Consider the following 25,078-nt stretch of genomic DNA (forward strand, 5'->3'; position numbering starts at 1 on the left):
GCCGCACATTCGGTCCCGCAAAAGGAAACGTCCCGGCCACCTCACGGTGGACCGGGACGTTTTACATGGTCGGCTGCTTCAGCGCACCAGGATCTGCGGACCGACGTCCTTGATGTCCTTGGTACCGGTCAGGGCCATGCTGACGTCGAGTTCCTTGCGCATGATTTCCAGCATCTGCGACACGCCATCGCCGCCCATGGCGCCCAGGCTGTAGAGGAAGGCGCGGCCGATCATGGTGCCGCGTGCGCCCAGGGCGACCGCCTTCAACACATCCTGGCCGGAGCGGATGCCGCCGTCGAACCAGACTTCGATCTGGTCGCCCACGGCTTCGGCAATGGCGGGCAGGGCTTCGATGGAGGACATGGCCCCATCCAGCTGGCGGCCACCGTGGTTCGAGACCACGATGGCATCGGCACCGCTTTGCACGGCCAGTTTGGCATCTTCCACATCGAGGATGCCCTTCAGAATCAGCTTGCCGCCCCATTGCTGCTTGATCCAGGCGACATCTTCCCAGTTCAGGGTCGGGTCGAACTGGCTGGCGGTCCACTTGGACAGTGTCTGCACGCCGCCGGCACCTTCACCGCCCTTGATGTGGCCGGCCAGGTTGCCGAAGGTCTTGCGGCCGCCCAGTGCACGCAGCGCCCAGCCGGGCTTGCTGGCCAGGTCGAGCAGGGTGTCGAGGGTCAGCTTGGGGGGCACGGACATGCCGTTTTTCAGGTCCTTGTGACGCTGGCCGAGGATCTGCAAGTCCAGCGTCAGTACCAGGGCCGAGCACTTGGCGGCCTTGGCGCGGTCGATCAGGGACTGCACGAAGCCACGGTCGCGCATCACGTAGAGCTGGAACCAGAAGGGTTTCGTGGTCACGCTGGCCACGTCCTCGATGGAGCAGATGCTCATCGTGGAGAGGGTGAAGGGGATTCCGAATTTCTCGGCCGCGATGGCACCCAGCATCTCGCCATTGGCCCATTGCATGCCGGTCAGGCCGGTCGGGGCGATGGCCACCGGCATGGTCACGTCGTGGCCGATCATGGTGCTGCGGGTGCTGCGCTCATCGACATTGATGGCAACGCGCTGGCGCAGCTTCAAGGCGGCCAGATCCTTGGTGTTGGCGCGATAGGTGCTCTCGGTGTAGGAGCCGCTGTCGGCGTAATCGTAAAAAGCCTTGGGAACGCGCTTCTTGGCCAGCAGGCGGAAGTCTTCGACACAGGTCATGACCGGCATGGTGTTTTCTCCGTTGTTATGGTGGGCGGCGAGGGCCGCCTTGTGTTGGGCTTGCAGACACGAACCGGAATCGGGCTGCGGACAAAAGGACTGCAGAATGCCCGTTATGCTAGTGCATACCCGCTGGGCTTGGGGTGAATCCCTTTGCCGCCATCCATGAAAATTTTACGGTCAGGCCGCCAGCAGCCGCGCCGCCGCCATGCCGCTGCGCACCGCGCCTTCCAGCGTGGCAGGGTAGTCACCTGCCACATAATCCCCGGCCAGTGCCAGTCCGGCGGGCATGCCGGTATTGTCGGGCCGCTGCAGGCCGGGTGTGCAGGCGAAGGTGGCGCGCTTTTCGGTGATGACGCGGCTCCAGCCGGGCGTGGCCAGGGCCGCGTCGCCGAAGTCGCTGGCCAGTTGGCGTGTGATGCCTGCAGTCAGTGCCGCGTGGCCCTCGGCGATGGCCTGGCCGGCAGCGCTGACGACGACGGCCAGCAAGCCTGCCTCACCGCCCAGTTGTCCGCGATCAAAGACGAACTGGCCCCAGGCCTGGCGCTGCGGATCATCGGCCAGCGCCAGGAACGGGGCGGACAGGCGCACGCCAGACGGGTATTGCAGGTAGCAGGTGGTGATCGGTTCGTGTTCCAGTGCTTGCAGGAGCGCCGTGTCATGCAGACCATCCAGCAACTGGGCGACGGCGTCGGGGCCGGTGGCCAGCACCACCCCGGCGAATTCGCCCAGGCTTTCAGCGGCGCGGTCTTCCAGCCGCCAGCTGCCCTCGTCATTGCCCGGCAGCAGGCGTGCCACGGCCACGCCTGCCTGCACCAGACCGCCGCGCTTGCCCAGATAGGCCGCCGCCGCATTGGGTAGCAATGCGCTCAGGTCAACGCGGGGGATCAGCATGTCGGAGGCGGCGCGGCGCGCGCCCAGGCTGTCACGCAGCACGTTCAGGAAGACTTGCGCCGAAGCCCGTTCCGGCGCGGTATTGAGCGCGGCGATGCACAGCGGACGCCACATCAGCCGGATCAGGCGCGCGGTCTGCTCATAACGTTCCAGCAGCTCGGCCACGCTGCAATCCTGATGCAGCTGCCAGCCCATCCAGCGCGCCGTGGTGGAAAAGCGCGCCAGCGCCATCTTGTCTTCATGCGCCAGCCCTTTGGCCCGCAGCAGCGCCACGGCCACATGCCAGGGGGCCGGCAGGCGGGGTGCCACGAAATCCATGCCCTCGGCCCCCGTGGCCAGCGGATAGCGCATCTGCAAGGGCAGGCGCAGCAAGGCGCTGGCCGGATCGACGCCGACCTGCTTCATCAGCGCCAATGTCGAGCGATAGGCCCCCAGCAGGATGTGCTGGCCATTGTCGAGCGTGCGCTCGTCCAGTTCTACCCGGCGCGCGCGGCCGCCCAGCGTACGGGCAGCTTCGAACAGGCTCACGCGATGGCCGCCGGCGGCCAGCGCCACGGCAGCAGCGCACCCGGCCCAGCCGGCACCGATGACGGCGTAGTGACGCGGGGCGTTCATCGGGAAAACACCTGTTCAGCCGAAGACATAGGTCTTCCAGGCCAGCCAGAGCTTGCGGATGGGGGTGAGCGAGATGCGCTGGTTGAGCACGTGGTAGCCGTCGCGCGTGATCTCGTCCAGCAGGGTGCGATAGATGGCGGCCATCATCAGGCCGGGGCGCTGGGCGCGGCGGTCCTCTTTGGGCAGCAGGGCGAAGGCTTCGTCATAGACCGCCTGGGCGCGCTCGACCTGGAACTTCATCAGTGCCTCGAAGCGCTCGCTGTGGCGGGCGTTGAGGATGTCGGCGGCGGTGACGTTGAATTGCTGCAATTCATTGACGGGCAGGTAGATGCGGCCCTTGCGGCCATCCTCGCCGACATCGCGGATGATGTTGGTGAGCTGGAAGGCCAGCCCCAGCTTTTCGGCAAAGAGCAGGGTGCCGGGCTGGGTATGGCCGAAGATGCTGGCCGAGAGCACCCCGACCACCCCGGCCACGTGCCAGCAGTAGCGCTGCAGGCCGGGATAGTCGAGGTAGCGGGTCTGGTCCAGGTCCATTTCCATGCCATCGATGATGGCTTGCAGGTGTTCTCCCTTGAGCTGGTAGGTCGCCACGTGCGGATGCAGGGCCTTGGTGACCGGGTGCGTGGGCTGGCCTTCGAGCATGGCGGCGATTTCCTTGCGCCACCACATGAGCTTGGTGCGGGCCACCATGGCGTCTTCGATTTCGTCGACGGTATCGTCGACCTCGCGGCAAAAGGCGTACAGCGCCGTGATCGCCAGCCGGCGCTGCGGCGGCAGGAACAGGAAGCTGTAATAAAAACTGGAACCGCTGGCGGCGGCCTTCTGCTGGCAGTATTCGTCTGGAGACATGGATGCGTGGCGGGCGGTTGAAGCATGGGGCAGGTAGCCTGACGGCCCCCTGCGGCAAAGGCGCTATGCTAGCCGAGTGCGCCCGGCAGGGCAAATGCCGGCTGCCGTTGACCCGGCGTTGAAACGGGGCCTGAAACCCGTCTATTGCGGCCCCCGGCGTTGTCCATTAAGCTCGGGTCAAGCGCATTCCGGAAAAACAAATTCACATGACATCAAATCCGGATGAATTCTGCCGTTAATCTAACCAGACGTGGCGCTGCAGTGGTCAACCCCGCTTGCAGCGCGGCACATCGGCAACCCCGGCCATCGACGATGGCCCCCTGGAGGCTGGAGACAATATGGACAGACTGGAAATCTTTCGCAACATCGCCTCGCAGGCTGGTCGCGGCGAGCTGGTGTTCCCGGCCAACGTCAGCGCTTCGCTGAAGCTGCAAAAGGCCCTGGCCGACCCGGAATGCCACCTGGAGCTGGCCGCCAAGCTGGTGATGGCCGAGCCGCTGGTGTCGGCGCGTACCGTGGCCATTGCCAATTCGGCGGCCTACAACCGTTCCGGCGGCGAGATCAACAACGTGCGGGCGGCCGTGATGCGGCTGGGCTTCCGCACCCTCAACACCATCACCACCTCGGTGATCGTGCGCCAGCTGGGGCGGACCATCAACAATCCCGGCATGCGCATCAAGTCGGCCCAGCTGTGGGAGCACTGCGCCCACGTGGCGGCCACCGCCTATGTGCTGACCTCCAAGCTGACCAAGGCCGATCCGGAGACGGCGATGTTTGCCGGCATCGTGCATGAAGTGGGTGGCTTCTACCTGCTTTCGCGCACGGATGACTTCCCCGGGCTGCTCGACGGCGGCACCGAGGACTGGATGGAATACGGGGAGAAGATGATCGGCCGCGCCGTGCTCAAGAAGTTGGGCGTGCCGCAGCCGGTGGTCGATGCCATCGAATCCCTGTGGCACGGCGTGCGGGTGCTGCCGCCGCAGACCATCGGCGACGTGCTGCTGCTGGCCAAGGAACTGTCGCCGGTGCCCTCGCCGCTGCAACGCACCGTGGTGGCCGAAGCCGGCATCGGTGGCGAGAACCTGGTGGATGATTACATCGGGGACCGTTCGCTGCGCGAGATGCTGGATGATTCCGAAGAGCAGATCCGCACCCTGACCGCTGCCTTGCTGGTCTGAACCAGTACGCGACCGCTTCTTCTTGAAGCCCTGCCTGGCCAATGTGCCGGGCGGGGCTTTTTCATTCCGGCTGCGGTTTATCGGGTCAGGCCGCGCCAGCCGATGATAAGCCAGTCCGGCTTGCCCAGCTTGGGGCGCTGGCGGAAGACATCGCCTTGCACCGCCTCGATGCGCTCCAGGATGCGCAGTGCGCCTTGTACCACCATGCGCAGTTCCAGTCCGATACGGCCCGGCAGGCGGCGCGCCAGCGGGGCACCGGAAAGCATCAGTTCCCGCGCCCGCGTGACCTCGAACTGCATCAGTTGCTGCCAGCGCTGGTCGCTGCGGGCTTGGGCGATGTCGTTTTCATTGATTTCGAAGCGCTCCAGGTCCTCGAGTGGCAGGTAGATGCGCGTCTTTTCCCAGTCAATGGCGACGTCTTGCCAGAAGTTGATGAGCTGCAAGGCGCTGCAGATGGCATCCGAATCCTGGAGATTTTCTTCATTTGCCTCACCGTACAGGTGAAGCATCAGGCTTCCTACCGGGTTCGCAGACCGGCGGCAGTAGTCCAGCAGGTCCGTATAGCGGGGGTAACGGGTGGTCACCACATCCTGGCGGAAGGCTGAGAGCAGGTCGCGGAAGGGTTGCAACGGCAGGGCATGGTCGACGATGGTCTGCTGCAGCCGCTTGAAGATCGGATGGGTGCAGGGCAACTGCTGCTGGATCAGGTCGAGCTGCGCGTCGTAGGCATGCAGCGCGGCCAGCCGCTCTTCGGGCCGGGCGTCGCCTTCATCGGCGATGTCGTCGGCGCTGCGGGCGAAGGCATAGATGGCGGTGACGGCCGGGCGCAGGCGCGCCGGCAGCAGCAGCGAGGCAACGGGGAAGTTCTCGTAGTGATCGACGGCCATGGGGCGCGCGACTCAGTCGAACTTGTCCTTGAGCAGCGCCTCGATGGTGGCGATGCGGGTTTCGACCGTCTCCAGCAGGGCCTTGGGCATGGTGCCACCGGCATTCAACTGCGCGGCCAGCGAGCGGGCGATGCCCATGGCGCCTTCGGTGAACTGCTTGCCATCCTTGGACAGCACGGCCGCTGCCGTGAAGAGGGTGGAGAACAGGATCTGGTCAGCGGTATTGTTCTCGATGAACTTGTTGAGCAAGGCGTTGTGGCTTTGCTTGAGTGCGTCGAATTCTTCCTGGGTGGGCATGGCGGGTCCTCGCTGGATGGCGCGGCTGGTGCAGGAAAGGTTCGCGCACCAGCCAGCAAAGGCGCGGATTGTAGCAGTTCAGCACGCCGCTGCGCGCAGGCGGTGTGCAATCGGCCCCGGGGCACGTGGATCGTGAAAAAAAAGCCGGGAAATGAAGTTTTCTCCGGGAGCCCCTTGCCGCCGCCCGCCGGGGGCAGCAGCCTACAGAGCTGGTGAAGCAATTTGCAAAAAAACGGAAGCCGGCAGCGAGGTCTGATTCGCTACCGGCTTGCCTGGGGCCTGCCGTTCAATGCGCAATGGCCCCAATCGGTCCCTCCATCAATGGCTGACCGCCAGCAAGACCTTGCCGTCGCCTCCTTGTGCCTGCGCCCAGGTAGTCTGGGTCGCTGCCGGCGGAGCGAAGCTGGCCATGGCTTGCACGAGCTTCTCGACATCAGTGTCCAGCAAGGATTTGCCGTCGGCGGTCTTGATGCGCTCGATGTGGTTGTCGGTCGTCCCGGCAGCGCCGGCATACCAGTCCTTCACCGTCACCTGGTCGGTCGTGCCCAGCACCTTGATGCGCAGGTCCTGGCCGGTCTTGCTGAACCACAGGTTGTCCTGCCGGGCGTCGGTGAAGCTGAGCGTGTCGACATTGCCCTTGGTGGCATCGTGGTCGTAAACCGCATCCTGGCCGTCGCCCTTGGCGAAGCGATAGCTGTCGTTGCCAGCCCCGCCGATGAGCAGGTCATTGCCCTTGCCGCCTGTGAGGACATTGTCGCCGCCGTTGCCGGCCAGGATGTTGTCAAGGCCGTTGCCGGTGGCATTCACGTTCTGCCCAAAGAGCTTGACCGCCTGGTCGGTGGTCAGGGTGTCGGCCGAGGTGACATCGGTGGCGTAGCGCAATTGCCGCAGCGTGACGTAACGGCTCATGTCGTCCGCTCTGCCGCGTCCGGAGTCGGCAATGAAGAAGCCGGCAATCTGCTCGGTATCGACGGCGTAGGCCACCCCGGTAACCGTGATGCAGTGGTTGCTGCGGTTGTTGCTGGCCATGGGCATGTCCCAGAGCCGGCTGGCATTGACGCTCAGGCCGACCGCCTTGCCCTCCTTGATGCTCCGGGCGACTGCCATTTCATCGAAACCATGCGTGATGGTAGCGTCAATACCGAAATCCTTGAGCAGGGCTTGCTGGCCCTCCGTGTAGGTGCCGCCCCGGTGCTCTGGCAAGGGGGCGATGACGTCGCAGAGCATTTCGTCGATGGCGCGGGTGACCACTTCCTTTTCCGTGAGCGGCCGACCGGCCAGCACGCTCATGTTGGCCACGACCGTCTCGCCGCAGGTACCCAGGAAATCGGGGACGGCATCGCCCTGCGCGTAGTCCAGCTGGTAGGACTTCGGCATGCCGTACACCAGCACGTTGACGCCATTGATCACCGCGCTCTGCGGCTTGGTGGCATCGATCAGGACCAGGTTCTCGACATTGTCGGCAAGCGTGGTGCTGGCCGTCGCATAGACCGTATCGATGCCTTCGCCCGCCTTCTCGACCACGCGGTCGCCGCTGTTGTCGACGTAATAGCTGTCGTCGCCCTTGCCGCCGGTCATGGTGTCGGCACCGCCCAGGCCATCGAGGATGTTGTTGCGGTCGTTGCCGGTGAGCCGGTTGTTCTGCGCATTGCCGGTGGCATCGAGGTTGTCGGCTTCCAGTGCCAGGTCCTGTTTGTCGCTGGCCAGGGCGATGTGCTTCCTGACCTTGACGCCGGGCAGTTTGTGTTGCGAGCCTTCGTCGTCGCCGAACGGGGCGGGGGCGGTGAAGCTGTCCAGGTAGTGCGCTGCCAGTGCATTGCCGCCGGATGCAGCAGGCTTTGCCGGTGCGGTCAGCCCGGTCTGGGGGGGCAGTTTGCCATCGGCTGCGGCTTGATCCAGGGCGGTGCCGGCCCCGCCATTGGCCCTGTTGAAGGGCTTGATGGCGTCATTGGTGGTGATGGTGACGGAGCCGCTGGCGTTGGTGCAATCGCGCAACGTCTGCAAACTGACGTAGCGGCAGGTGTCGGTATCGCGCCCCCGGCCGGAATCGGTGATGTAGAAACCGTCCACCGCGCCGGTTTGCGCGCCGTAGCCCACGCCGATGATGGCGATCATGTGATCGGTCATGCCGACGTTTTCCGGAATGTTCTTGGCCCAGAGGTTGCTGCCATTGACCGTGACGATGACGCCTTTGCCCGCGAGGATGTCGCGTGCCACAGCGTTTTCGTCGAAACCCTGAGTCAATGTCGAGGTCAGGCCAAATTCCTTGAGCAGGATCAGTTCGTTTTCCGCACTGATGGTGCCGCGCTTGGTGGTGGATTTGCTGGTGGTATCGCACAGTTTTTCGGCGATGGCCTTGTTGACGACGTCCTTTTCCGTTACGGACATGCCGGCGATGGTGGCCAGGTTGGCGATGCAGACCTCGCCCGACGTCCCTTCATAGCGGGCGACCGCATCCCCCTGGTGGTAGTCGAGATCATGGGAGAAGGCAAAGGGATTGCCATAAGTCAGCACATCCGGGCCGGTGATGAGCTTGTGTTGCGGTTTGGCCGGGTCGGCCATCCTGGGATCCTCGGGCAGCGCCAGCTTCTTGATCGGATCGACAGTATAGAAACCCGAGCAACCGGACTGGAAGTGCGCGGCCTTGTCCAGTTCGCTCAGTGAAACGTAGCGTGCGGCATCGCCGGACCGTCCGCGTCCCGAGTCGACAATATAGAAGCCTTGCAGGGCACCGGTGTCGGCCGCATAGACGGCGCCGGTCAGGTTGATCATGTGATTGACGTTGATCAGTTCCAGCAAATTCTTGTCCAGATCGGCACCCCACAGCTCATAGCCGTTCACGCCCATGAGCACACCTCTGCCCTCCTTGATGAGGGCGGCCAGTTTGTTGGGATCGTAATCCGTGATGGCCTCGACGGGCATGCCAAAGCTTTCCAGCTGCAGGCGTTGCAGCCCGGCGACGGTACCACCGCGCTGGCCGGGATTGGAGCTGACGGTGTCACACCAGCCGTTGTCGATGGCTCTCTGGACGACGTCCTTTTCGGTCACATCCCGACCGGCGATCATGAGCAGGTTGGCGATGCTGGTTTCCGAGCAGGTACCCATGTAGCCCGGGACGGCATCGCCCTGGGCATAGTCCAGGTCTACATAGGACTTCGGGTTGCCGTAGACCAGCACGTCCTTGCCGTCGATCTTGTCGCGCTGGGCTGGCATGGTCGTGGGGACTGGCAGTTTTTCCGGGGTGGTCGGCTTGAGGTTGGCGGGCGCTGGTATCTGCAGGGCGGCTGGTGCCGGCGCAGCGGGGGCAGGCTTGCTGCCGACGGCTGCAGGAGGGTTGGCATGGGCGCTGGGTGGGATCACCACCGGCGGCGGCGAAACCGGGGCCAATGTTGGGGTAACGGCAGGTTTGGCGGGGCTGACCGGCTTGTCGAGGCTGATGGACTTGTCAGGAGTCACGGGCTTTTGGAGGCTGGCGGGCGCGTCGACGCTGACGGGCTTGTTGCTTGCGGGCTTGCTGGTGATGGGTGGCGGTGCGATATCCGGTTTGACGTTGACCGGCGTTTGGATGGGCGACGGCTTGGCTGCTGCCGGTTTGGTGGGGCTGGCCAAGGGCGGCGCGACGACGGGCTTGCTCGCAATGGCTGGCTGCTTGGTGGCCGGTGGTGTGGCGGCGGTCTTTTCCGGTGGATCGAAGAGCTTGATGTCGGGAGAGATCGGCGCAAAGATGATTTTGGTGACGCTGCCGGTCTTGATCTGGACGAAGCGCTTGTCGATACGGGTGATGACCGGATGCGAAAGCGACGATGCTGCCTTGGGTTGATCCTGCGAGGTGGTGGTTGACACGGGTTCCCTTTCAATTACGCCGGTAAAGGCGAAGGCGTTCGGGGAGAGTCTGCGCATGCTGCGTCTTTCCCCGGGGACGTGTTGCCTGCCATGCCGCCTGGCCCTGACGCTGGCCGGAAGGTGCCAGCGCCGGGCTGGCACGGTGCAGCAAGCTTGCTATATGAATTTTGTTGTCCCGGGGCGATTCAATCGGATTGAAATGCTTCGGTAAATCGCACAAAAGTGCCATTGGCCGGTTGACAAGAGCTGGCTGGAACGGAAATGCCAACGTGAGGGGACTGATGGTCGTTCAAAGCGGTGGCAGTGAGGACTGGAAGAGGGGGAGGCGGGGAGGGGGCATGATATTTTTTTCATGCCGGTGCGGCCTGTGCCGGATGTGCGGCTTAGCGGTCTGTTGCTTGCATTTCATGCTCAGCAGCCAACGCCAGGAACGCCGAGCGTGACATCCTGCGCGCCTGTGCCACCGCGTCAATACGTGCCAGCAGGCCCTGGGGCAAGCTCACATTGAGCCGCACGGCCTTGGTATTGACGCGCGACAGGTCGATCTCCACCAGCATCCAGTAGCCGCCCTGGAATTGCTCATCGCCGGCCCAGTCTTCGGGGGCGCTCGGATGAGCGATCTGCGTCAGGAAATGCCAGTGGTCGCCAGCATGATCGACGAGCTGCGAAGGGAGTATGGCCTGCTTCCGGTGGATCGCCAGATACGACGGTCGCTCCGGGGAGAGTCGGTCTTTTACGCTCAGGAGAATGGCTTGCACATTGGAACTCCACAGAAGCGTGGGACCGTTGAGATCTACTGGGACGACCGTGGAATTAGCCAGGAGCGTGAGATTGTGCTGCCTCCCGTCTACATCGAAATCGTCATCGAATCGAGCAGCAAAGAGCTGTGCGTCATGAATCGGTGGCCTGACAAGCAGCAGTCGCCGGCATCGACCGGCAACAACAGTGATAAGTGAGGAAAAACTATGCTGGTAGCAATTGAGGCAAATAAGGGGGCGATTTTTCGTGATGTCGGCCACGCACTACATACTGCGTTCCTGGTGATCTCGAATGAGCCGCGTCAAGGATGTGTGACGCGTTCCATGCTGCTGCAGATGATGACGACCATTGATCTTGAAGCGCCGGGGCGCCAGTTGACTCCTGGGCAAGCAGAATGGTTCTCGGAATTGAAGGGTTCGCCGTCAGGTAGCATCGATTTCTCCGGGCTAACTGACGATGAGATACGTGCGCAGTGCGCGATGATCGTGGCCTCTGTGAATCACCACCTGCCTAGGATTGAGGCGATGGTTGTGCGTGCACGTTTTGGTTCGACGGAATATGAAGATGTGCATGGCGTTCGACGGTACGCTTTCTCGCATGAACGAGCTGCAGCGATAAGGGAGCTCTCTGACTGGCTGCGTCCGGTTCTGCAGAACGTGCCGGCCATGGCAGTAGATGGATTACTTGCGCGTCAGTTTGCGAATCACGTGAAGACCAAAGTTTCAGTACGTGACCTCGCGGCGGCCTTTGGGTGTTCGAAGTCCACATATCATCGGGCGAGCGCAGTAGTGCGCAATCATGTTCGCCAGCTAGAAGCAGCGGCGCATCAGCGACTGACGCGTCACTTTGTTGAGCAAGGGATTATCCCGTTGCCCAAGGAGTTATCCACTATCGAAAAAAACCGTTGACGTATTTGGGACAGTTAAATTATATTTTCGCCAAACTCGACGCATTTACGTTCAAAGCCCTGAAAAAGAAATTTTTCGGGGTTTTTTTGTTGCCCCGCTATGTTGGTGAAGGCATTATCTGCTCTTCAACCACTTAGGAGGGGATATGTACGACTTGGGTGAAATCCAGAGTGCTCTTCGACAGCGTGAGCGTATTGATGCTCACGCTGCAGTGTTGAAGGAGATTTTTTCGGTGGTGGCGGATGATCCGTGGGCTGCAGCTGTCGGATTCTCTCGGGTGGGTGAAGACCATGACTTTGATCTCTCTGGTGTCTTCGGAACGATTCGTGCCGAGTTTGAGTTTGGCAAGGCAAACATAGATGGGGTGGAACGATACGCTGGGCGATATGACTTTCGGCTATTGGGGCGCGGTGAAGCGTCCAAGCATCTTTGGTCCGTCGTAATCTCGAATGTCGGTGAGTTGATTGGTGTTGAGCGTATGCCTCCGCTTGGAGAGGTAGGCAGAGAAACGTACCCCGCAGCAAAGAGACATCTACTCTGTTTCGTACTGCAGCACTGGGTTCAAGAGCTAGTTCGGTTTGAGTAAATAAAGATTATTCTCAATGCCTCGCATTCGCGGGGCATTTTTTTCTGAATTGCAAATGTAGTGCAAACATCGTTAGTAACTTCTTCTTCCGATTTTGAAGGCTGGATCGGAAGCTTCGCCGCGCATCGTCGCGGCTTTTTTATTTGATGTTGTAAACGCATGGCGGTCGATTACAAGCGGTTGTACGGCACGAAGCAGTGGTTTCGCTTACGTCACCACCAGTTGCAAAAGGAGCCGCTATGTCGCTTCTGCTTAGAGCAGAAGCGCGTGACCGCCGCGACCATCGTTGACCACATCGAGCCACACCGTGGCGATGAAGCGAAGTTTTACGATCCCGAGAACTTGCAGTCTTTGTGTAAGCCATGCCATGACTCAATCAAGCAGCAGATGGAGAAGAGCGGCGTCATGCGCGGCTGCGATGAATCTGGTTTGCCTCTGGATCGTAACCATCACTGGAACCGCAAATGAATTTCGCCACCCATCCGGGCAACAAAGGCGCATTAGGTGCGCCGTCACGCTGGACGTTGCTGAAGGCTAGGGCAACCACCGGGAAGGCGCGCCCCGCCTGGGGTTGCTCCCTTTGTTCCTAAATATTGCATTTTCACAACAAAAGCAGGCGGGGGCCGGTCGAAAGTTCCGGCCGCGCCTCTTCCACACCGCTCGCCTCCCGTTTTTTTTCAGAGCGGGAAATATGGGAGGGGGGTATCTCGACATAGGAGGTCAGCATGGCTGGCAATTCGAACTCTGGCCGCAAGCCGATGCCAGCAGCACTGCATCTGATTGGCGGCAATCGTAGTAAAAAAAGCGCGGCTGAACTGGCTGGCGCGGGCCGCCCCGTCGTTGCGCCGGCTGCGCCGCCCGAGTGTCCCGCGTTCCTCTCAGAGGATGCGCGCGAAGAATGGAATCGAATCGTCGCGGACCTGCTAGTGATGGGGCTGCTGTCCCGTGTCGACCGGGCCGAACTGGCGGTGTACTGCCAGGCTTGGGGCGACTGGAAGCGCGCCCGCGAGAAGATCACCGAGCTGGGTGAGCAAGGTTTTTCCGAGATGACGCCCAGCGGTTACAAGCAAATGTCTGTTTGGATGCAGATCTCGAACCGCGCCGAGGATCGGATGCGGACCGCCGGCGCATCGTTCGGCCTGAACCCATCGGCGCGCATGCGCCTGAACGTCAACGCTCCTCAAGGGGAGCTCTTCCCCAATGAGCCCAAGGAAACCGCGAACAAGTTCTTCAGCGACTGATCGAGCGACCGCCTACGCGCGTGCTGTTGTTAAAGGCACGCTGGTGGCCGGTCCCGACGTGCGCAATGCCTGCAAGAGGCACTTGCGTGACCTGAAGGAAGGGAAGAAGCGTGGCCTGCGCTGGGATCTGGAGGCGGCCAATCACGCCATCGCCTTCTTCGAGGAGGTGCTCTGCCTGAATGGTGGCGTCTTCGAGGGAAGCCCGTTCCTGCTGATCGGCTGGCAATGCTTTGTGGTGGGTAGCCTGTTTGGCTGGATGGGGCCGGATGGTCTGCGCCGCTTTCGCGTGGCCTATATTGAGACGGCCAAGGGCAGCGGCAAGTCACCGCTAGCGGCGGGCGTCGGTCTCTTCGGCCTGACTGCCGACCGGGAGCAGCGCGCCGAGGTGTACGCGGCGGCGACCAAGAAAGAGCAGGCGCAGATCCTGTTCCGGGACGCGATTGCGATGTACGAGCAGTCGCCCCAGCTTGCGGCACGGCTGGTGACGTCGGGAAGCAAAGGGAAGGAATTCAACCTGGCGTACCACGCCACGTCCAGTTTCTTCCGCACCATCAGCGCGGACGACGGACAGTCCGGCCCACGGCCACACATGGCCCTGATCGATGAAGTGCATGAGCACAAGTCGCCGCTGGTGATCGAGATGATGCGCGCCGGCACGAAGAGCCGGAAGCAGGCGCTGATCTTCATGATCACCAATTCCGGTACCGACAAGCGGTCGGTCTGCTGGAGCTATCACGAATACGGCTGCAAGGTCTCGGCGGGAACGGAAGAGAACGACAGTCTGTTCGCCTTCATTTGCTCGCTCGATCCTGGCGACGATCCGTTCCAGGATGAGAGCTGCTGGGAAAAGGCAAATCCGAGTCTATCGGTGGGCATCCCTGGCTTGAAATACCTGCGCGAGCAGGTGACTGATGCGCGCGGCATGCCCTCGAAAGAGGCCATTGTCCGTCGCCTCAACTTCTGCCAGTGGACCGAGGCTGATAGTCCCTGGATCTCGGCTGATGTGTGGTTCGCCTGCCAAGACGAAGAGAAGCTTCCGCTGGAAGCATACTACGGCCGGGCCGGCGTGGCCGGCCTCGACTTGTCCAGCACGCAGGACTTGACTGCACTCGTGCTGGCGCTGGACCCCACGCCGGAAGATCCGGTCACTCGGATCATTCCGTATTTCTGGTTGCCGGGTGATGGGCTGCACGTGAAAGCCGAGAAGGATCGGGTGCCTTATCTGGTGTGGCGCGATGCCGGTTACCTGGAAGCGTTGCCCGGTCGGGCGGTGGACCGTCTCGCGGTGCTTAATCGGGCCGCTGCACTGACAGCATCATTCGACTTGCGGGCGATCCATTGCGATCGCTGGCGCTTGGAAGACTTCCAGCATCTGATCAACCGAGAAGGGGTGGCATTGCCACCCCTTCTGCCGTTTGGGCAGGGCTTCAAGGACATGGCACCGGCCATCGATGAGTTCGAACGGATGTTGCTCGATCAGCGCCTGCGCCATGACGGCAATCCCGTGATGACCTGGTGCGCGGCGAATGCGGTTCTGCTGACCGATCCAGCGGGCAATCGAAAGATCGCAAAGGAGAGGGCGACGGGCCGTGTCGATGGCATGGTCGCGGCGGTCATGGCGGTTGGCGGGACGCTCGGAGAACCCGAGGACTCCGGCGACCTGGACGACTTTTTGAAGAATCCGATCATTGCATGAAAACAGATAAGCAAACTTGGCCACGCCGCATGAAGTCGGCGGTGGCCGGCGCGGTCTCTGGCTGGCTTGGTCGAGAGATCCAGTTGACGGATGGCGACTTCTTGCGCGGCTGGTTGGGCAACAACTTCTCAGGTCAGCGCGTGACGGTGAACTCTACGCTGCAGCTGAGCACGGCAATGGCATGCGTTCGCCTGCTGTCCGAGGTGATCTCGACGCTGCCCTTCGGCCTGTATGAGAAGGACAAGAACGGCACGCCCATCGCAGCCAGTGATCATCAGCTGTATTACCTGATCCATACCCAGCCGAATGCCGATATGACCGCCTCGACGTTTTGGCAGGTGTTCATGGCGAGCATGTTGCTACACGGGGTGGCCAGGGTCGAGAAGCGGATGGCAGGGCGCACGATCACCTCGCTGATTCCACTGGTCCCGGAGTGCATCTCGCGGCGGCGGATTGCGCCGGGCGTCTACGAGTGGCACTACAACGACCCGATTCTCGGAACGTCGCGCGTCATCGCCCCGGCCAATCAGTGGGAGGTGCCGGCGTTCACCTTGAATGGCGTCGACGGCCTGTCGCCGATTGCCTTCGGTACCAACGTATTCGGTGCCGCACTGGCCGCCGACAAGGCAAGCGCCGAGACATTCACCAATGGGCTCAAGTCGCCGGGCCTGGTGATGATGGATTCGGTGCTGAAGCCCGACCAGCGGGAAGACATCCGCCAGCACGTGGACAAGGTGCAGAAGACCGGCAGCGTCATGGTGATGGAGAAGGGTGCCGGGTTCCAGCAGCTGCAGATGAACCCGCAGGACGCTGAGTTGCTGTCCACCCGCAAATTCAACATCGAGGAGATCTGCCGTTGGTATCGCGTCGACCCCTCGCTGGTCGGTCACGGTGGGAAGGACAGCAACTGGGGCACTGGCCTGGAAGAGAAGATGACCTGGTTAGTGACGCTGGCGATGCGGCCATGGGCGGTCAAGCTGGAGCAGGCCATTCGCAAGGATCTGCTCCGGCCGGAGGAGAAGCGCCGCTACTACGCGGAAATCTCCCTGGAAGGCCTGCTGCGCGGTGACAGCAAGGCACGAGCCGCCTTCTACAGCCAGATGGTGCAGAACGGGATCATGACCCGCGACGAGTGCCGGCGACTTGAGAACCTGCCGGTCCATGGTGGCCAGGCCGATGCACTGACCGTGCAATCGAATCTTCTTCCTATCGACCAGCTGGGTCTGGGTGCCGATGGCGCTACCCAAGTTCGCCAGGCGCTCAACGCCTGGCTTTCACAAGACAAGGTGACAGAACAATGAGCTTCAAGACTATGGCGCGCAAGCGCGTTCCCTTCATTGCGGACGAAGTGAAGGACGACGGCACCTTCAGTGGCTATGCCTCGATCTTCGGCAATGTGGATCTCGGCCGAGACATCGTGCTGCCCGGTGCTTTCACTAAGAGCCTCGCAAGGCTGAAAGCCTCGGGCGATCCGCTGCCCCTGTTGTGGCAGCACGATGAGACGCAGCCCATCGGCGGCTATGACGAGCTGGAGGAGGATGAACGCGGCCTGCGCGTGAAGGGCTTCCTGCTGAAGGACGATATCCCTCTGGCCGCGCAGGCCCATTCCCTGATGAAGCGCCGTATCGTCAAAGGCCTGTCCATCGGCTACTACGTCCTGGACGACAGCTGGAACGAGAAGGAGCGTACCCGCTCGCTGAAGGAGCTTGACCTCCTGGAGGTGAGCGCGGTGACCTTCCCCATGAATACCGAGGCGCTGATCGATAGCGTGAAGTCCCGCCTGCATGGCGGGAAGCTGCCGAGCCTCCCCGAATTCGAGGGCATCTTGCGTGAGGCAGGGTTCTCGAAGAGTCAGGCCACGATTGTCGCCAGTCGTGGCCTGAAAACCCTGCTTGACCGGAGTGAGTCCGGTGGCACCGACGGCGGCATCCTGGCTTCGCTGCAAGCCTTCAATATCAATCCATGAGGAAAACTATGAATCAAGTTCGCGCAATCTACGCGGCGATCTCCAAGAAGATGGCCGCAGCAATCACCTATACCGGCGAGTTCCTGCACGCCTATCTGTTCATCTACATGGTGCGCACCGGTGGCATTCTGTTCGAAGGCGACCCCGAACCGATCATGAAGGAACTCAAGCGCATCGGCGATCAGGTGAAGGAAGTGGGCGAGAAGGCGCTGAAGGAAGCCGAGAAGGCCGGCCAGGTGTCGCAGGACACGAAGAAGGCGGCTGACGAGCTGCTCCTCAAGCAGGGCGAGCTGCAGGCCCGACTGCAGGAAGTCGAGCAGAAGCTCGATAAGCACACCACTGGCCCGGCATCGGTCGAATTCAAGTCCATCGGCGGCCAGGTGGTCGAGTCCGATGAACTGAAGGAATACGTCAAGGAAGGCAACTTCAAGAAGAGCATCACCATCCAGGTGAAGGCCGTCACCAGCGCTGCCAACAGTGTCGGTGCTGCCGTGGCGCCAGATCGCCTGGCGGGCATCGTGACCCTGCCGCAACAGCGCCTCACCGTGCGCGATCTGCTATCGCCTGGCCGTACTTCCTCGAACCTGATCCAGTACATCAAGGAAACCGGCTTCGTGAACAATGCGGCGATGGTCGCCGAGGGTACGAAGAAGCCCGAGTCGAGCATCACCATGACCGAGGCACAATCGGTGGTGGCCAAGATTGCCCACTTCATCAAGGCCTCGTCGGAAATCATGAACGACTTCCCGGCGCTGCAGTCGATCATCGATACGCGCCTGCGCTATGGCCTGGCGTTGATCGAAGAAGCCCAGCTGCTGAAGGGCTCCGGCGTGGGCAACAACCTGAACGGCATCTATACCCAGGCCAGCCAGTACGCCGCGCCCATCGTGATCAACAATCCCACGCGCATCGATGTGCTGCGCCTGGCGCTGCTGCAGGCCGAGCTGGCGGAATACCCGTCCACTGGCATCGTGCTGAACCCGGCCGACTGGACCGCCATCGAACTGCAGAAGGACTCCACGGGTGCCTACATCTTCGCCAATCCGCAGTCCACGGCGCAGCCTGGTCTGTGGGGCCGCCCGGTGGTCACGACCAAGTCCATGACCGTCGACGAGTTCCTGGTCGGTGCCTTCAAGATGGGGGCGCAGATCTTCGACCGCGAGCAGGCCAGCGTCACCATCGCCACGCAGAACGAAGACGACTTCGTGAAGAACCTGGTCACGATCCTGGCCGAAGAGCGCCTGGCGCTGGCGGACTATCGTCCGGAAGCCTTCGTGAAGGGTGACCTGACGCCGGTTGCCTGATCGCTGCTGATCTATCGCTCAACGTAAGGCCGGTGCCGTCAGGTGCCGGCTTAGGAGAATTCAATGGATGTGAAAGTTATTGCGCGTCAGTCGCTCATGCATGGCCGCCTCGATCTGCGTAAGGGGCAGGAGGCCACCATTCCCGAAGCCGTGGCGGCCGAGCTGGAGCGTGCATCGCTGGTGAAGCGCGTGGCCAGCGAGCCCGTTGCAGCGGCTGGCCGAGGTGGCGGGCCTGGCCTCGGGACAGATCGCCGCCATGGGGGCCACGCTGGCGGGTGTCGGCATCCAGGAGGATGTGGCGGCCACGGGCATGAAGAACTTCTTCCTGACCTTGACGGCCGGGGCCTCGGCTACTAAGCAACAGCAGCAGACCTTCAAGGCCTTGCGGCTCGATGCCAAGAAGCTGGCCGTCGACATGCAGAAGGACGCCCAGGGAACGATGCTGCGGGTGCTGACGGCGGTGAGCAAAGTCGACAAGCCGAAGCAGGCGTCCGTGCTGCAGCAGCTCTTCGGGCGAGAGTCGATTGAGGCCATTGCGCCGATGTTGACGAACCTGGACAAGCTGAAGGAGAACCTGGACAAGGTCACCGACGCCACCAAGTTCGCCAACTCCATGAATCAGGAGTATGCGGCGCGGGCAGCGACCACGGCGAACAACATCCAGCTGTTCACCAATCGGGTGATTGCGCTCGGAATTAATGTCGGCAATGTGATGCTGCCACCGCTCAATAGCCTGCTGGCGGTCGCCGGCCCGATCACTGATGGGATCGCCTCGATGGCAGCAGCCAATCCCTGGCTGATCAAAGGGCTGGTAGGGGCCGCGATTGGTTTCATCGGTCTGCGTATCGCGGTGCTGGGTGCAACGATGGCCACGAAGCTGTTCTTGGCCGTCTCGAACCTGACGCCTATCGGCATCGCCGTGCGTCTCATCGCCTTGGCGGTCGGCTTCCTGATTGCCAATTGGCGGTCGGTCGGGCCGTTCTTCAGCCAGATGTGGGATGTCGTCAAATCGGGCTTCGCTGCAGGATGGGAATTCATCAAGACGGTGTTCAGCTTCACGCCCCTGGGCATGATCATCAAGAACTGGGAGCCCATTGTCGACTGGTTCCGGAAGATGTGGGATCGCATTCGGCCCTATGTACAGCCCTTGATCGACGGCTTCAATTTCGTGTTCAGCCGCAAGGTGCCGGTCGCGGCCGGTGGCCCTGGTACTGCTTCCTCTGGTGCGCCTGGTGTTTTCCCGAGGGTGACGGCTGCGGGCGATGGCGCTGGCTCCGGCGATACACCTTCGCTCGCAGGTGGCGGCCCCGCAGGATGGCGCCAGCAGCTCATCGCTGGTGCTGGGCGTGCCGGTGCGACCGCGAACATGAAGGGTGAAATGGTGGTGCGGTTCGAAGATGCACCAGCGGGCATGCGCGCCGACAGCGGCCAGTCCAACCAGCCAGGTCTGAACATCACGCCGAAGGTCGGCTATAGAACATTGGGACGGAACTAATGAGTGATTGGAAAAAGCGGCTCAAGCCGGCCTCCTTTCGAGGCGTCCCATTCCGTGTCAATACGGAGACCTCGCCGGTCGGCCGGGATGTGGTGGTGTTCGAGTATCCAGGCAAGGATAAGCCCCGCGTGGAGGATATGGGACGCAAGACCCGGACCATCCGCTTTGTTGCCTTCGTGATCGGCCCAGCTTGCCTGGACGAGCGCGACGCCCTGCTGACCGCACTGGACAAGCCGGGCGAGGGGGAGCTCATCCACCCTTGGTACGGGCGAATGAAGGTGACGGCCACTAGCGACTGTACGGCAAGCCATAGCTGGGACGAGGGTGGCGTGGTGCGCTTCGAGCTGGTCTTTGTCGAAGCCGGTGAACTCGGTTTCCCGATCGCGACGGCCAATACCGCGCAGCAGGTGCAGACGTCTGCAAAGTCAGTCAAGGATTCTGCACTTAGCCGCTTCTCCGAAGCGATGGCGGCGGTGAACATGGCCAGGGTGAAGGTGGCGGCCATCCAGGCGAACGTGGCGGCCGTGTACGGAGCGGTCAATAACTACATCAAGCCGTTGTCTTCGCTGTTCTCTTCCACCTCTGCCATGGTCGATTCTCTGATGAACGCTCCGTCTTCCTTTGGAGCGACGGTCTTCTCGGCGCTGGCAGATCTGGAACGGCCGTTTAGCAGTTTCGGCAGTTCCAGTAGCTCGGTGTCGAGCAGCGGAGCGGCGATCACCGCGCTCGCCCAAGCCCCTGTCTCCGGTGGGCAGGATGCACAGGGTGTGCAGAGCGCCCTGGTGGGATTGATGCAGGATGCTGCGACCTATAACGGCATGCTCGATGCCGCGGCTGTTCCAATTCCGGCACCGGCTGTCACGGCAAGCACGACGCCTAGCTTGGATATGCAGGCGGCCACCGTGACGACGCCAGCAGAGGTCCCGGTTGCTGATGACATTGCGGCCGCCAGTGATGACCTGGCTGAAGCAGTGTTCCAGTACGCCCTGTATTCCCCCTTGAGCCACTATGACACGCTCGATGCAGCGCGACAGGCCGTGAATGCTCACCTCTCAGCGGTAGCGCGTGCCGGCGTCAGGCTGCGCACCGAGACGCCTGCCGCGACGGTGCCGGCGCTGGTGTTGGCCTTTCAGCATATTTGGCTGGACTGTATTCACGACGCTTGCAAAGGTTCACATGTGTTAACCGTCTTCCATTCGAGCCAAGCCCAGCCATCCGCGCTATGCTCGCCGATGTCACCCGCCTCACGGCATGGCTTAGGTCTTACGACCGCGGTACTTTATCCTCAGAGCTCCGCACCCAGCCGTTACCAGCTACGCACGTCTAAGTAGGCTACTGCTGGCAGAACAGCAGGTTCCATCACCGATGTTTTGGTGTGGAACGGTTGAATCCGCGACTTTCAGGTCGCACCTGTACATATATACAGTAAAAATGAAGAGCAATGGCCATCAGCTTCGATCACATGGACCCACATCCGCAGTCGGACGATATGGGTCTAACTGCTCCGCCCGGGCCTGGTCATGGAGCGCAGATGTGCCGGGCGCCACGCCGCGGAGTGCTGGTAACGGTGCGATGCCTCAAAGAGCGCGGGGTGAACCTCTCTGTTGTTCAGCGGCGCCAGGCAGTGCCGGTGGTCGGTGAGCTGAAGATCTCGCGGGTTCATCACAGGGCTGAATTTCAATCCATCGCGGAACTCTTAAGCTTCAATGATCAGCTGGACCCGCATCTTCGGTACTTTCCCGCTAGGCTGATGTGTCTGTTAAATCCGGAGATCCTCTGGCTTGATGAGCGGGGGATGGTCATCTATGGCATCGAGCGACTCGGCGGTGTTGACGGTCCAGCCGTTGCTTATTGGCAGACCTGGCAAATCGCATTTGGGCGAATCGACCCTGGCCCCCCTTTTTAGACTGAACCGAGCGTACCGCAGCGCGCTAAAATGGTTGACTATTTATTAATTGGGGGCGGTATGCAGGAATTGCTGTACTTGAATTTTCTGACGGGGGACGACGTTGGGTATGCCAGGCGTGCTGCAGATGCTGTGAGAGATGACCTTTTGGCTGCGGAGGTACGGCTCAACTTCCGTTACATGGAATTGCAGCGTCGCGACCAATTGGAAGAGCTGATTATCAGCGAGATCCTCCGGTGGGGAAACGCTGTGTCCAGTGACTTTTTTCTTCTTCATGTGGACGCGCATTCTGATGAAAACGCTATTTATATCGCAGGGGAGATGCTCACTTGGTCCGATTTTTGGGCGATATTGCGACCGCTAAACGTCGCTCTCGGCAATCGGTTGTTGCTTAACTTTGGTGCCTGTTCAGCCGCTTGGTCAATTACGTTTATTAACCCCTCCGACAGAGCTCCTGTCTTCGGCGTAAATGCGCCGGAAACTCCCCTCTCTGCTGAGTACTGCCGCGAAATATTCGGCACTTTTTATTCCGTGTTGTTTGTCTCTCGAAGCTATCAGCCGGCCAAGCAGGCAATGCTGACAAAGGCGGAGGAACTGGGCGTAAAATTTTTCTCCGCATTGTCAGTGACCTTTTTCTGGGCCGGGATCCGCAATTTCCTCGAAGTGCAGAATAAGGGCCGAACGAGGGTTGAGAGACAGGAGCGCCTCGTCGATAGACTTATAGAGGCTGGGTTGCCTGGGTTGAAAATGCGAAAGCTGGTTAAGGAACAGCTGCGAAGTACGGTAGAGCCACACATTCGTAAAGCCTGGCGACGTTTTGCGATGTTGGATATTTTCCCTGCTTTAGAAGAGCAACTATCCTATGCAGTCCCGGACGATCTTTTGTCCTACGTGTCGTGAGGAGCCGTCGCGCATAGCTACTGCGCAAGGACAGCCATTTTTAGGAAATATCGGCAGGAATGGCGTTAGCGAATCGGATCACTAGATTACGAACAAATCCTGCGCTGCAACCATCGATATAGACGGCTCGGCTGCTGACCTAACTAGTCGAGCCGTTGCCATTTGGAGCAGCTCTCGTACGGCGTAACTTTTGGCGTAGCTTTTTATTTAGCGTGCCGCTGGTGCTGGGTAAAAGAACCAATGCATCATCAGGACGTGGGGTTGTGCCACTCCGGAATTTCTCGTCTCCAATTTGAGAAAGGGATATCTTCAAGGTCCCAACTGTCTTTTGCGAACTCACATCTTCGTAGTTCCGCATTTGGCACTGCGGTCGTGATTTGATTCAGAAGATCTAGCGTGTCGTCGCAACCGAATGAAAGAGTTTGCGTTCCAAAATGAACCGATCTGATCGCTGTCACAGGAATCTGTTGAAGGAAAATTCCGGCGTTGGCCAGCTCCTGCCACTGGACCGCATTTGCGTCGTCAACTCGCAGATATTCGAGTTTCTTAACAATACGTACTTCCTCTTCGTAGGCCCACTCGCTACTTTTATGAAGGAACGCTCTCTGGAGTGCCTCAAGATATTGTGCGTCGAAGCTTGCTAGTTTTCCGCGCCGGATCGCATCCGATTCAGATAACTCGTAAGGATGTTTGGGCTTTGATGCTGTGTATATTATCGAGCCGTAACGCGCCGGCAGCACGCAGAAGTCGCTTTGCTCTAACCCGGCCTCGTTGGTGTCAATGCCAATAACTAAGCCACGATGTCGCTCGCCATAATGGGCCCACATGATCGCGTTCTTTGCGGTTCTGGTGAGGCAGCAAATCCCGTAGGACTCGTTAAGCATCAGTTTGCGTGGCAACCAAAAGGATCCTCCGATCCCAAGTACCTCTCCGTCGTAGCCCGCAGCAGTGGATTCGGTTGGGTCGTTGAAGGAATGAATCTGAGCGAACGCCAGCGTTCTGTGTTTGAGCATCAACAGCCCAGCACTGAGAGACAGGTATTTGTAAAGGATCATGGTGCCGGAGATATGGTTGTCATTATGTTGGCATTCTCAAGCCAAAACAGCCCCAAAACACCCAAAATAATGACAGCGTCATGATATTAAGTGATTGATTTTAAAGGGAATTCATGGTGCGAGGAGGGGGACTCGAACCCCCACACCATTGCTGGCGTCAGGACCTAAACCTGGTGCGTCTACCAATTTCGCCATCCTCGCTGAAGGGGGTCGGGCACCGGTGCGATAGCAGTCTGGCAGGGCTTGCGCCGCAGACCTGCCGCTACCGATGCAGGTAGCAATTTGTCAAAGCGCGCCATTGTACTGCAAGGTGTTGTCACTGTGGGCGTTTTTCTGTGCGGACATTTTTGTGCCGCCGCTGATCGGTAGTACCATGCCGCATCTTCTTCCAGCCAGCAGGTTTACCATGACACGCTATCGTCACTACAAGGGCGGCATCTATGACTATATCGACGAGGCCATCCTCGAAGCCGACCTCACGCCCATGATCATCTACCGCGCCGCCGATGGCCGCCTTTGGCTGCGTCCGCGCGATGTCTTCTTCGAAACGGTCGAGGTCGATGGCAAGCATGTGCCGCGTTTCGAAAAGATTGAGGACTGATCCTGCCCGTAGCTACGGGTGGCTGCTGCGATTCGATGCAAAACCGCGTCGCTGGCCGATGCAAGCTGAACAATGCGCGCGCATGACGGTCTACTTCACTCCTTCATAAATTCAATTCACCTTATTCGGGCATCCTCATGAAACATCAAGCACGCGTCCTGGCCGGGGCGATCTTCTCCGTGTTCGCCCTTGCCGCCACCATTCCCCATGTGGCCTCGGCCGAAGAACTGGCCGATGTCAGCACCGCCTTCCGCTGGCTGGGCAAGAACGACCGCGTGGTCATCGAAGCCTATGATGATCCCAAGGTGCAGGGCGTGACCTGTTACGTCTCGCGTGCCCGCACCGGTGGCGTCAAGGGCACGGTCGGCCTGGCCGAGGACAAGTCGGAAGCCTCCATCGCCTGCCGCCAGGTGGCGCCGACCCTGCAATTCCAGGACAAGCTGCCGGTCCAGGAAGACGTCTTCAGCGAGCGCATGTCCATTCTCTTCAAACGCCTGCACGTGGTGCGGGTGGTCGATGCCAAGCGCAATACGCTGGTCTACCTGACCTATTCGGACAAGCTCATCGATGGCAGCCCGATGAATGCCGTCACCGCCGTGCCGGTGGCACCTTCCACGCCGATTCCGGTGAAATGAGGGAAATTCTCTAAAATCTTTACGCGGAACTTTGCTGGCCGGTAAGCCGTCGGCGGCGGTGATGCGTTGGCGGGCCGCGCCGGGGCTGGCCCGGCGGGCTTTGGAGGGGATTTGCGGCTGTTTGCAGCGTGGCAAGCCCATTTTTGGACTATCGGCGCTTTTTGCGTATAAAATAGCGAGCTTTAGCGCGGCCGGGCAGGGCGCTTTTCGTCTGCAGTCTGATGATCGGGATGAAAGACAGCATGCTCCGG

25 protein-coding genes and 1 tRNA gene are annotated in these 25,078 nt (G+C 60.8%); 16 read left to right on the top strand and 10 right to left on the bottom strand.

The genetic code is table 11. The annotated features are described in order from the left end of the window. Positions 1 to 78: 78 nt before the first annotated feature. The 3 genes from ACWHXP_RS06750 to hpnD form a co-directional block, all read right to left on the bottom strand. Positions 79 to 1,221 (bottom strand): alpha-hydroxy acid oxidase, encoded by a 1,143-nt coding sequence (locus tag ACWHXP_RS06750; RefSeq protein WP_034331575.1) that lies wholly within the window; start codon positions 1,219 to 1,221, stop codon positions 79 to 81. 171 nt (positions 1,222 to 1,392) lie between these two features. Continuing rightward, a complete protein-coding gene (gene hpnE / locus ACWHXP_RS06755) occupies positions 1,393 to 2,721 on the bottom strand; it encodes a hydroxysqualene dehydroxylase HpnE (RefSeq protein WP_489634184.1) in 1,329 nt (442 codons plus the stop codon). A 15-nt stretch (positions 2,722 to 2,736) separates the two neighbouring features. Beyond that, on the bottom strand, positions 2,737 to 3,570 hold the full coding sequence (hpnD, locus tag ACWHXP_RS06760) for a presqualene diphosphate synthase HpnD (RefSeq protein WP_034331572.1): 834 nt from the start codon (positions 3,568 to 3,570) through the stop codon (positions 2,737 to 2,739). A gap of 338 nt (positions 3,571 to 3,908) precedes the next feature. On the opposite strand from hpnD, the gene ACWHXP_RS06765 reads away from it, so the two are divergent. After that, positions 3,909 to 4,748: an HDOD domain-containing protein gene (locus ACWHXP_RS06765; protein ID WP_489634183.1), complete on the top strand. Its 840-nt coding sequence runs from the start codon at positions 3,909 to 3,911 to the stop codon at positions 4,746 to 4,748. A 77-nt stretch (positions 4,749 to 4,825) separates the two neighbouring features. Here ACWHXP_RS06765 and hpnC read toward each other — a convergent pair whose 3' ends face one another. The 4 genes from hpnC to ACWHXP_RS06785 form a co-directional block, all read right to left on the bottom strand. Next, the gene (hpnC, locus tag ACWHXP_RS06770) at positions 4,826 to 5,635 is read right to left on the bottom strand and encodes a squalene synthase HpnC (RefSeq protein WP_489634182.1); all 810 of its coding nucleotides are present in this window, start codon (positions 5,633 to 5,635) and stop codon (positions 4,826 to 4,828) included. 12 nt (positions 5,636 to 5,647) lie between these two features. Next, positions 5,648 to 5,932: a hypothetical protein gene (locus ACWHXP_RS06775; RefSeq protein WP_006463927.1), complete on the bottom strand. Its 285-nt coding sequence runs from the start codon at positions 5,930 to 5,932 to the stop codon at positions 5,648 to 5,650. Positions 5,933 to 6,250: 318 nt separating this feature from the next. Next, entirely contained in the window at positions 6,251 to 9,775 is a 3,525-nt protein-coding gene (locus ACWHXP_RS06780) for a calcium-binding protein (RefSeq protein ID WP_489634181.1), read from the bottom strand. 383 nt (positions 9,776 to 10,158) lie between these two features. Continuing rightward, on the bottom strand, positions 10,159 to 10,533 hold the full coding sequence (locus ACWHXP_RS06785) for a type II toxin-antitoxin system HicB family antitoxin (RefSeq protein ID WP_489634180.1): 375 nt from the start codon (positions 10,531 to 10,533) through the stop codon (positions 10,159 to 10,161). On the opposite strand from ACWHXP_RS06785, the gene ACWHXP_RS06790 reads away from it, so the two are divergent. The 4 genes from ACWHXP_RS06790 (at position 10,528) to ACWHXP_RS06805 (ending at position 12,496) form a co-directional block, all read left to right on the top strand. Next, positions 10,528 to 10,731, top strand: coding sequence for a hypothetical protein (locus ACWHXP_RS06790; protein ID WP_489634179.1), 204 nt, complete (start codon positions 10,528 to 10,530; stop codon positions 10,729 to 10,731). The genes ACWHXP_RS06785 and ACWHXP_RS06790 overlap by 6 nt on opposite strands. A 9-nt stretch (positions 10,732 to 10,740) precedes the next feature. Next, complete coding sequence (locus ACWHXP_RS06795) at positions 10,741 to 11,442, top strand: hypothetical protein (protein WP_489634178.1); 702 nt, start codon at positions 10,741 to 10,743, stop codon at positions 11,440 to 11,442. A 145-nt stretch (positions 11,443 to 11,587) separates the two neighbouring features. After that, on the top strand, positions 11,588 to 12,028 hold the full coding sequence (locus ACWHXP_RS06800; RefSeq protein ID WP_489634177.1) for a hypothetical protein: 441 nt from the start codon (positions 11,588 to 11,590) through the stop codon (positions 12,026 to 12,028). A gap of 159 nt (positions 12,029 to 12,187) precedes the next feature. Next, entirely contained in the window at positions 12,188 to 12,496 is a 309-nt protein-coding gene (locus tag ACWHXP_RS06805; protein ID WP_489634176.1) for an HNH endonuclease, read from the top strand. Between the two features lie 133 nt (positions 12,497 to 12,629). Here ACWHXP_RS06805 and ACWHXP_RS06810 read toward each other — a convergent pair whose 3' ends face one another. Further along, positions 12,630 to 12,755, bottom strand: a complete 126-nt coding sequence (locus tag ACWHXP_RS06810; protein WP_489634175.1) for a hypothetical protein — start codon at positions 12,753 to 12,755, stop codon at positions 12,630 to 12,632. On the opposite strand from ACWHXP_RS06810, the gene ACWHXP_RS06815 reads away from it, so the two are divergent. The 9 genes from ACWHXP_RS06815 (at position 12,754) to ACWHXP_RS06855 (ending at position 22,536) form a co-directional block, all read left to right on the top strand. Continuing rightward, the gene (locus ACWHXP_RS06815; protein WP_039784710.1) at positions 12,754 to 13,269 is read left to right on the top strand and encodes a phage terminase small subunit P27 family; all 516 of its coding nucleotides are present in this window, start codon (positions 12,754 to 12,756) and stop codon (positions 13,267 to 13,269) included. The two genes, ACWHXP_RS06810 and ACWHXP_RS06815, sit on opposite strands and share 2 nt — an antisense overlap. 82 nt (positions 13,270 to 13,351) lie before the next feature. Then, positions 13,352 to 14,965 carry a terminase large subunit gene (locus tag ACWHXP_RS06820; protein WP_489634174.1) on the top strand — a complete coding sequence of 538 codons (1,614 nt, stop codon included), beginning with the start codon at positions 13,352 to 13,354 and terminating at the stop codon, positions 14,963 to 14,965. Beyond that, complete coding sequence (locus ACWHXP_RS06825) at positions 14,962 to 16,266, top strand: phage portal protein (RefSeq protein ID WP_489634173.1); 1,305 nt, start codon at positions 14,962 to 14,964, stop codon at positions 16,264 to 16,266. Before ACWHXP_RS06820 ends, ACWHXP_RS06825 begins: the two co-directional genes overlap by 4 nt. Then, entirely contained in the window at positions 16,263 to 16,931 is a 669-nt protein-coding gene (locus ACWHXP_RS06830; protein WP_039784712.1) for an HK97 family phage prohead protease, read from the top strand. Before ACWHXP_RS06825 ends, ACWHXP_RS06830 begins: the two co-directional genes overlap by 4 nt. Positions 16,932 to 16,939: 8 nt before the next feature. Continuing rightward, positions 16,940 to 18,235: a phage major capsid protein gene (locus tag ACWHXP_RS06835; RefSeq protein ID WP_489634172.1), complete on the top strand. Its 1,296-nt coding sequence runs from the start codon at positions 16,940 to 16,942 to the stop codon at positions 18,233 to 18,235. 205 nt (positions 18,236 to 18,440) lie between these two features. Beyond that, complete coding sequence (locus ACWHXP_RS06840; protein WP_489634171.1) at positions 18,441 to 19,730, top strand: phage tail tape measure protein; 1,290 nt, start codon at positions 18,441 to 18,443, stop codon at positions 19,728 to 19,730. Beyond that, a complete protein-coding gene (locus ACWHXP_RS06845; protein WP_489634170.1) occupies positions 19,730 to 21,061 on the top strand; it encodes a DNA circularization protein in 1,332 nt (443 codons plus the stop codon). The genes ACWHXP_RS06840 and ACWHXP_RS06845 overlap by 1 nt, the downstream gene beginning before the upstream one ends. Before the next feature lie 110 nt (positions 21,062 to 21,171). After that, complete coding sequence (locus tag ACWHXP_RS06850; protein ID WP_489634169.1) at positions 21,172 to 21,636, top strand: hypothetical protein; 465 nt, start codon at positions 21,172 to 21,174, stop codon at positions 21,634 to 21,636. A 30-nt stretch (positions 21,637 to 21,666) separates the two neighbouring features. Then, on the top strand, positions 21,667 to 22,536 hold the full coding sequence (locus ACWHXP_RS06855) for a hypothetical protein (protein ID WP_489634168.1): 870 nt from the start codon (positions 21,667 to 21,669) through the stop codon (positions 22,534 to 22,536). Between the two features lie 248 nt (positions 22,537 to 22,784). Here the strand turns inward: ACWHXP_RS06855 and ACWHXP_RS06860 are convergent, their stop codons facing one another. Both ACWHXP_RS06860 and ACWHXP_RS06865 read right to left on the bottom strand, forming a co-directional pair. Continuing rightward, positions 22,785 to 23,591 carry a DUF2971 domain-containing protein gene (locus ACWHXP_RS06860; RefSeq protein WP_489634167.1) on the bottom strand — a complete coding sequence of 269 codons (807 nt, stop codon included), beginning with the start codon at positions 23,589 to 23,591 and terminating at the stop codon, positions 22,785 to 22,787. 114 nt (positions 23,592 to 23,705) lie between these two features. Beyond that, positions 23,706 to 23,792 (bottom strand) — tRNA-Leu (locus tag ACWHXP_RS06865). 205 nt (positions 23,793 to 23,997) lie between these two features. Between ACWHXP_RS06865 and ACWHXP_RS06870 the strand changes: the two genes are divergently transcribed. Next, positions 23,998 to 24,192: a DUF1653 domain-containing protein gene (locus ACWHXP_RS06870; RefSeq protein ID WP_489634166.1), complete on the top strand. Its 195-nt coding sequence runs from the start codon at positions 23,998 to 24,000 to the stop codon at positions 24,190 to 24,192. Between the two features lie 137 nt (positions 24,193 to 24,329). After that, on the top strand, positions 24,330 to 24,827 hold the full coding sequence (locus tag ACWHXP_RS06875; RefSeq protein WP_489623004.1) for a CreA family protein: 498 nt from the start codon (positions 24,330 to 24,332) through the stop codon (positions 24,825 to 24,827). Positions 24,828 to 25,078 lie beyond the last annotated feature (251 nt).

The sequence above is a fragment of the Herbaspirillum sp. Her2 genome (genome assembly GCF_057961375.1).

What these genes read in the sequence shown, in the direction of transcription:
- ACWHXP_RS06830 (WP_039784712.1), top strand. Translation starts at nt 16,263, where the DNA reads ATGAGCTTCAAGACTATGGCGCGCAAGCGCGTTCCCTTCATTGCGGAC.
- ACWHXP_RS06875 (WP_489623004.1), top strand. Translation starts at nt 24,330, where the DNA reads ATGAAACATCAAGCACGCGTCCTGGCCGGGGCGATCTTCTCCGTGTTC.
- ACWHXP_RS06815 (WP_039784710.1), top strand. Translation starts at nt 12,754, where the DNA reads ATGGCTGGCAATTCGAACTCTGGCCGCAAGCCGATGCCAGCAGCACTG.
- ACWHXP_RS06765 (WP_489634183.1), top strand. Translation starts at nt 3,909, where the DNA reads ATGGACAGACTGGAAATCTTTCGCAACATCGCCTCGCAGGCTGGTCGC.
- ACWHXP_RS06860 (WP_489634167.1), bottom strand. Translation starts at nt 23,591, where the DNA reads ATGATCCTTTACAAATACCTGTCTCTCAGTGCTGGGCTGTTGATGCTC.
- ACWHXP_RS06805 (WP_489634176.1), top strand. Translation starts at nt 12,188, where the DNA reads ATGGCGGTCGATTACAAGCGGTTGTACGGCACGAAGCAGTGGTTTCGC.
- ACWHXP_RS06825 (WP_489634173.1), top strand. Translation starts at nt 14,962, where the DNA reads ATGAAAACAGATAAGCAAACTTGGCCACGCCGCATGAAGTCGGCGGTG.
- ACWHXP_RS06845 (WP_489634170.1), top strand. Translation starts at nt 19,730, where the DNA reads ATGAGTGATTGGAAAAAGCGGCTCAAGCCGGCCTCCTTTCGAGGCGTC.
- hpnD (WP_034331572.1), bottom strand. Translation starts at nt 3,570, where the DNA reads ATGTCTCCAGACGAATACTGCCAGCAGAAGGCCGCCGCCAGCGGTTCC.
- ACWHXP_RS06835 (WP_489634172.1), top strand. Translation starts at nt 16,940, where the DNA reads ATGAATCAAGTTCGCGCAATCTACGCGGCGATCTCCAAGAAGATGGCC.
- ACWHXP_RS06810 (WP_489634175.1), bottom strand. Translation starts at nt 12,755, where the DNA reads ATGCTGACCTCCTATGTCGAGATACCCCCCTCCCATATTTCCCGCTCT.
- ACWHXP_RS06870 (WP_489634166.1), top strand. Translation starts at nt 23,998, where the DNA reads ATGACACGCTATCGTCACTACAAGGGCGGCATCTATGACTATATCGAC.
- hpnC (WP_489634182.1), bottom strand. Translation starts at nt 5,635, where the DNA reads ATGGCCGTCGATCACTACGAGAACTTCCCCGTTGCCTCGCTGCTGCTG.
- ACWHXP_RS06850 (WP_489634169.1), top strand. Translation starts at nt 21,172, where the DNA reads ATGGCCATCAGCTTCGATCACATGGACCCACATCCGCAGTCGGACGAT.
- ACWHXP_RS06795 (WP_489634178.1), top strand. Translation starts at nt 10,741, where the DNA reads ATGCTGGTAGCAATTGAGGCAAATAAGGGGGCGATTTTTCGTGATGTC.
- ACWHXP_RS06855 (WP_489634168.1), top strand. Translation starts at nt 21,667, where the DNA reads ATGGTTGACTATTTATTAATTGGGGGCGGTATGCAGGAATTGCTGTAC.
- ACWHXP_RS06775 (WP_006463927.1), bottom strand. Translation starts at nt 5,932, where the DNA reads ATGCCCACCCAGGAAGAATTCGACGCACTCAAGCAAAGCCACAACGCC.
- hpnE (WP_489634184.1), bottom strand. Translation starts at nt 2,721, where the DNA reads ATGAACGCCCCGCGTCACTACGCCGTCATCGGTGCCGGCTGGGCCGGG.
- ACWHXP_RS06800 (WP_489634177.1), top strand. Translation starts at nt 11,588, where the DNA reads ATGTACGACTTGGGTGAAATCCAGAGTGCTCTTCGACAGCGTGAGCGT.
- ACWHXP_RS06750 (WP_034331575.1), bottom strand. Translation starts at nt 1,221, where the DNA reads ATGCCGGTCATGACCTGTGTCGAAGACTTCCGCCTGCTGGCCAAGAAG.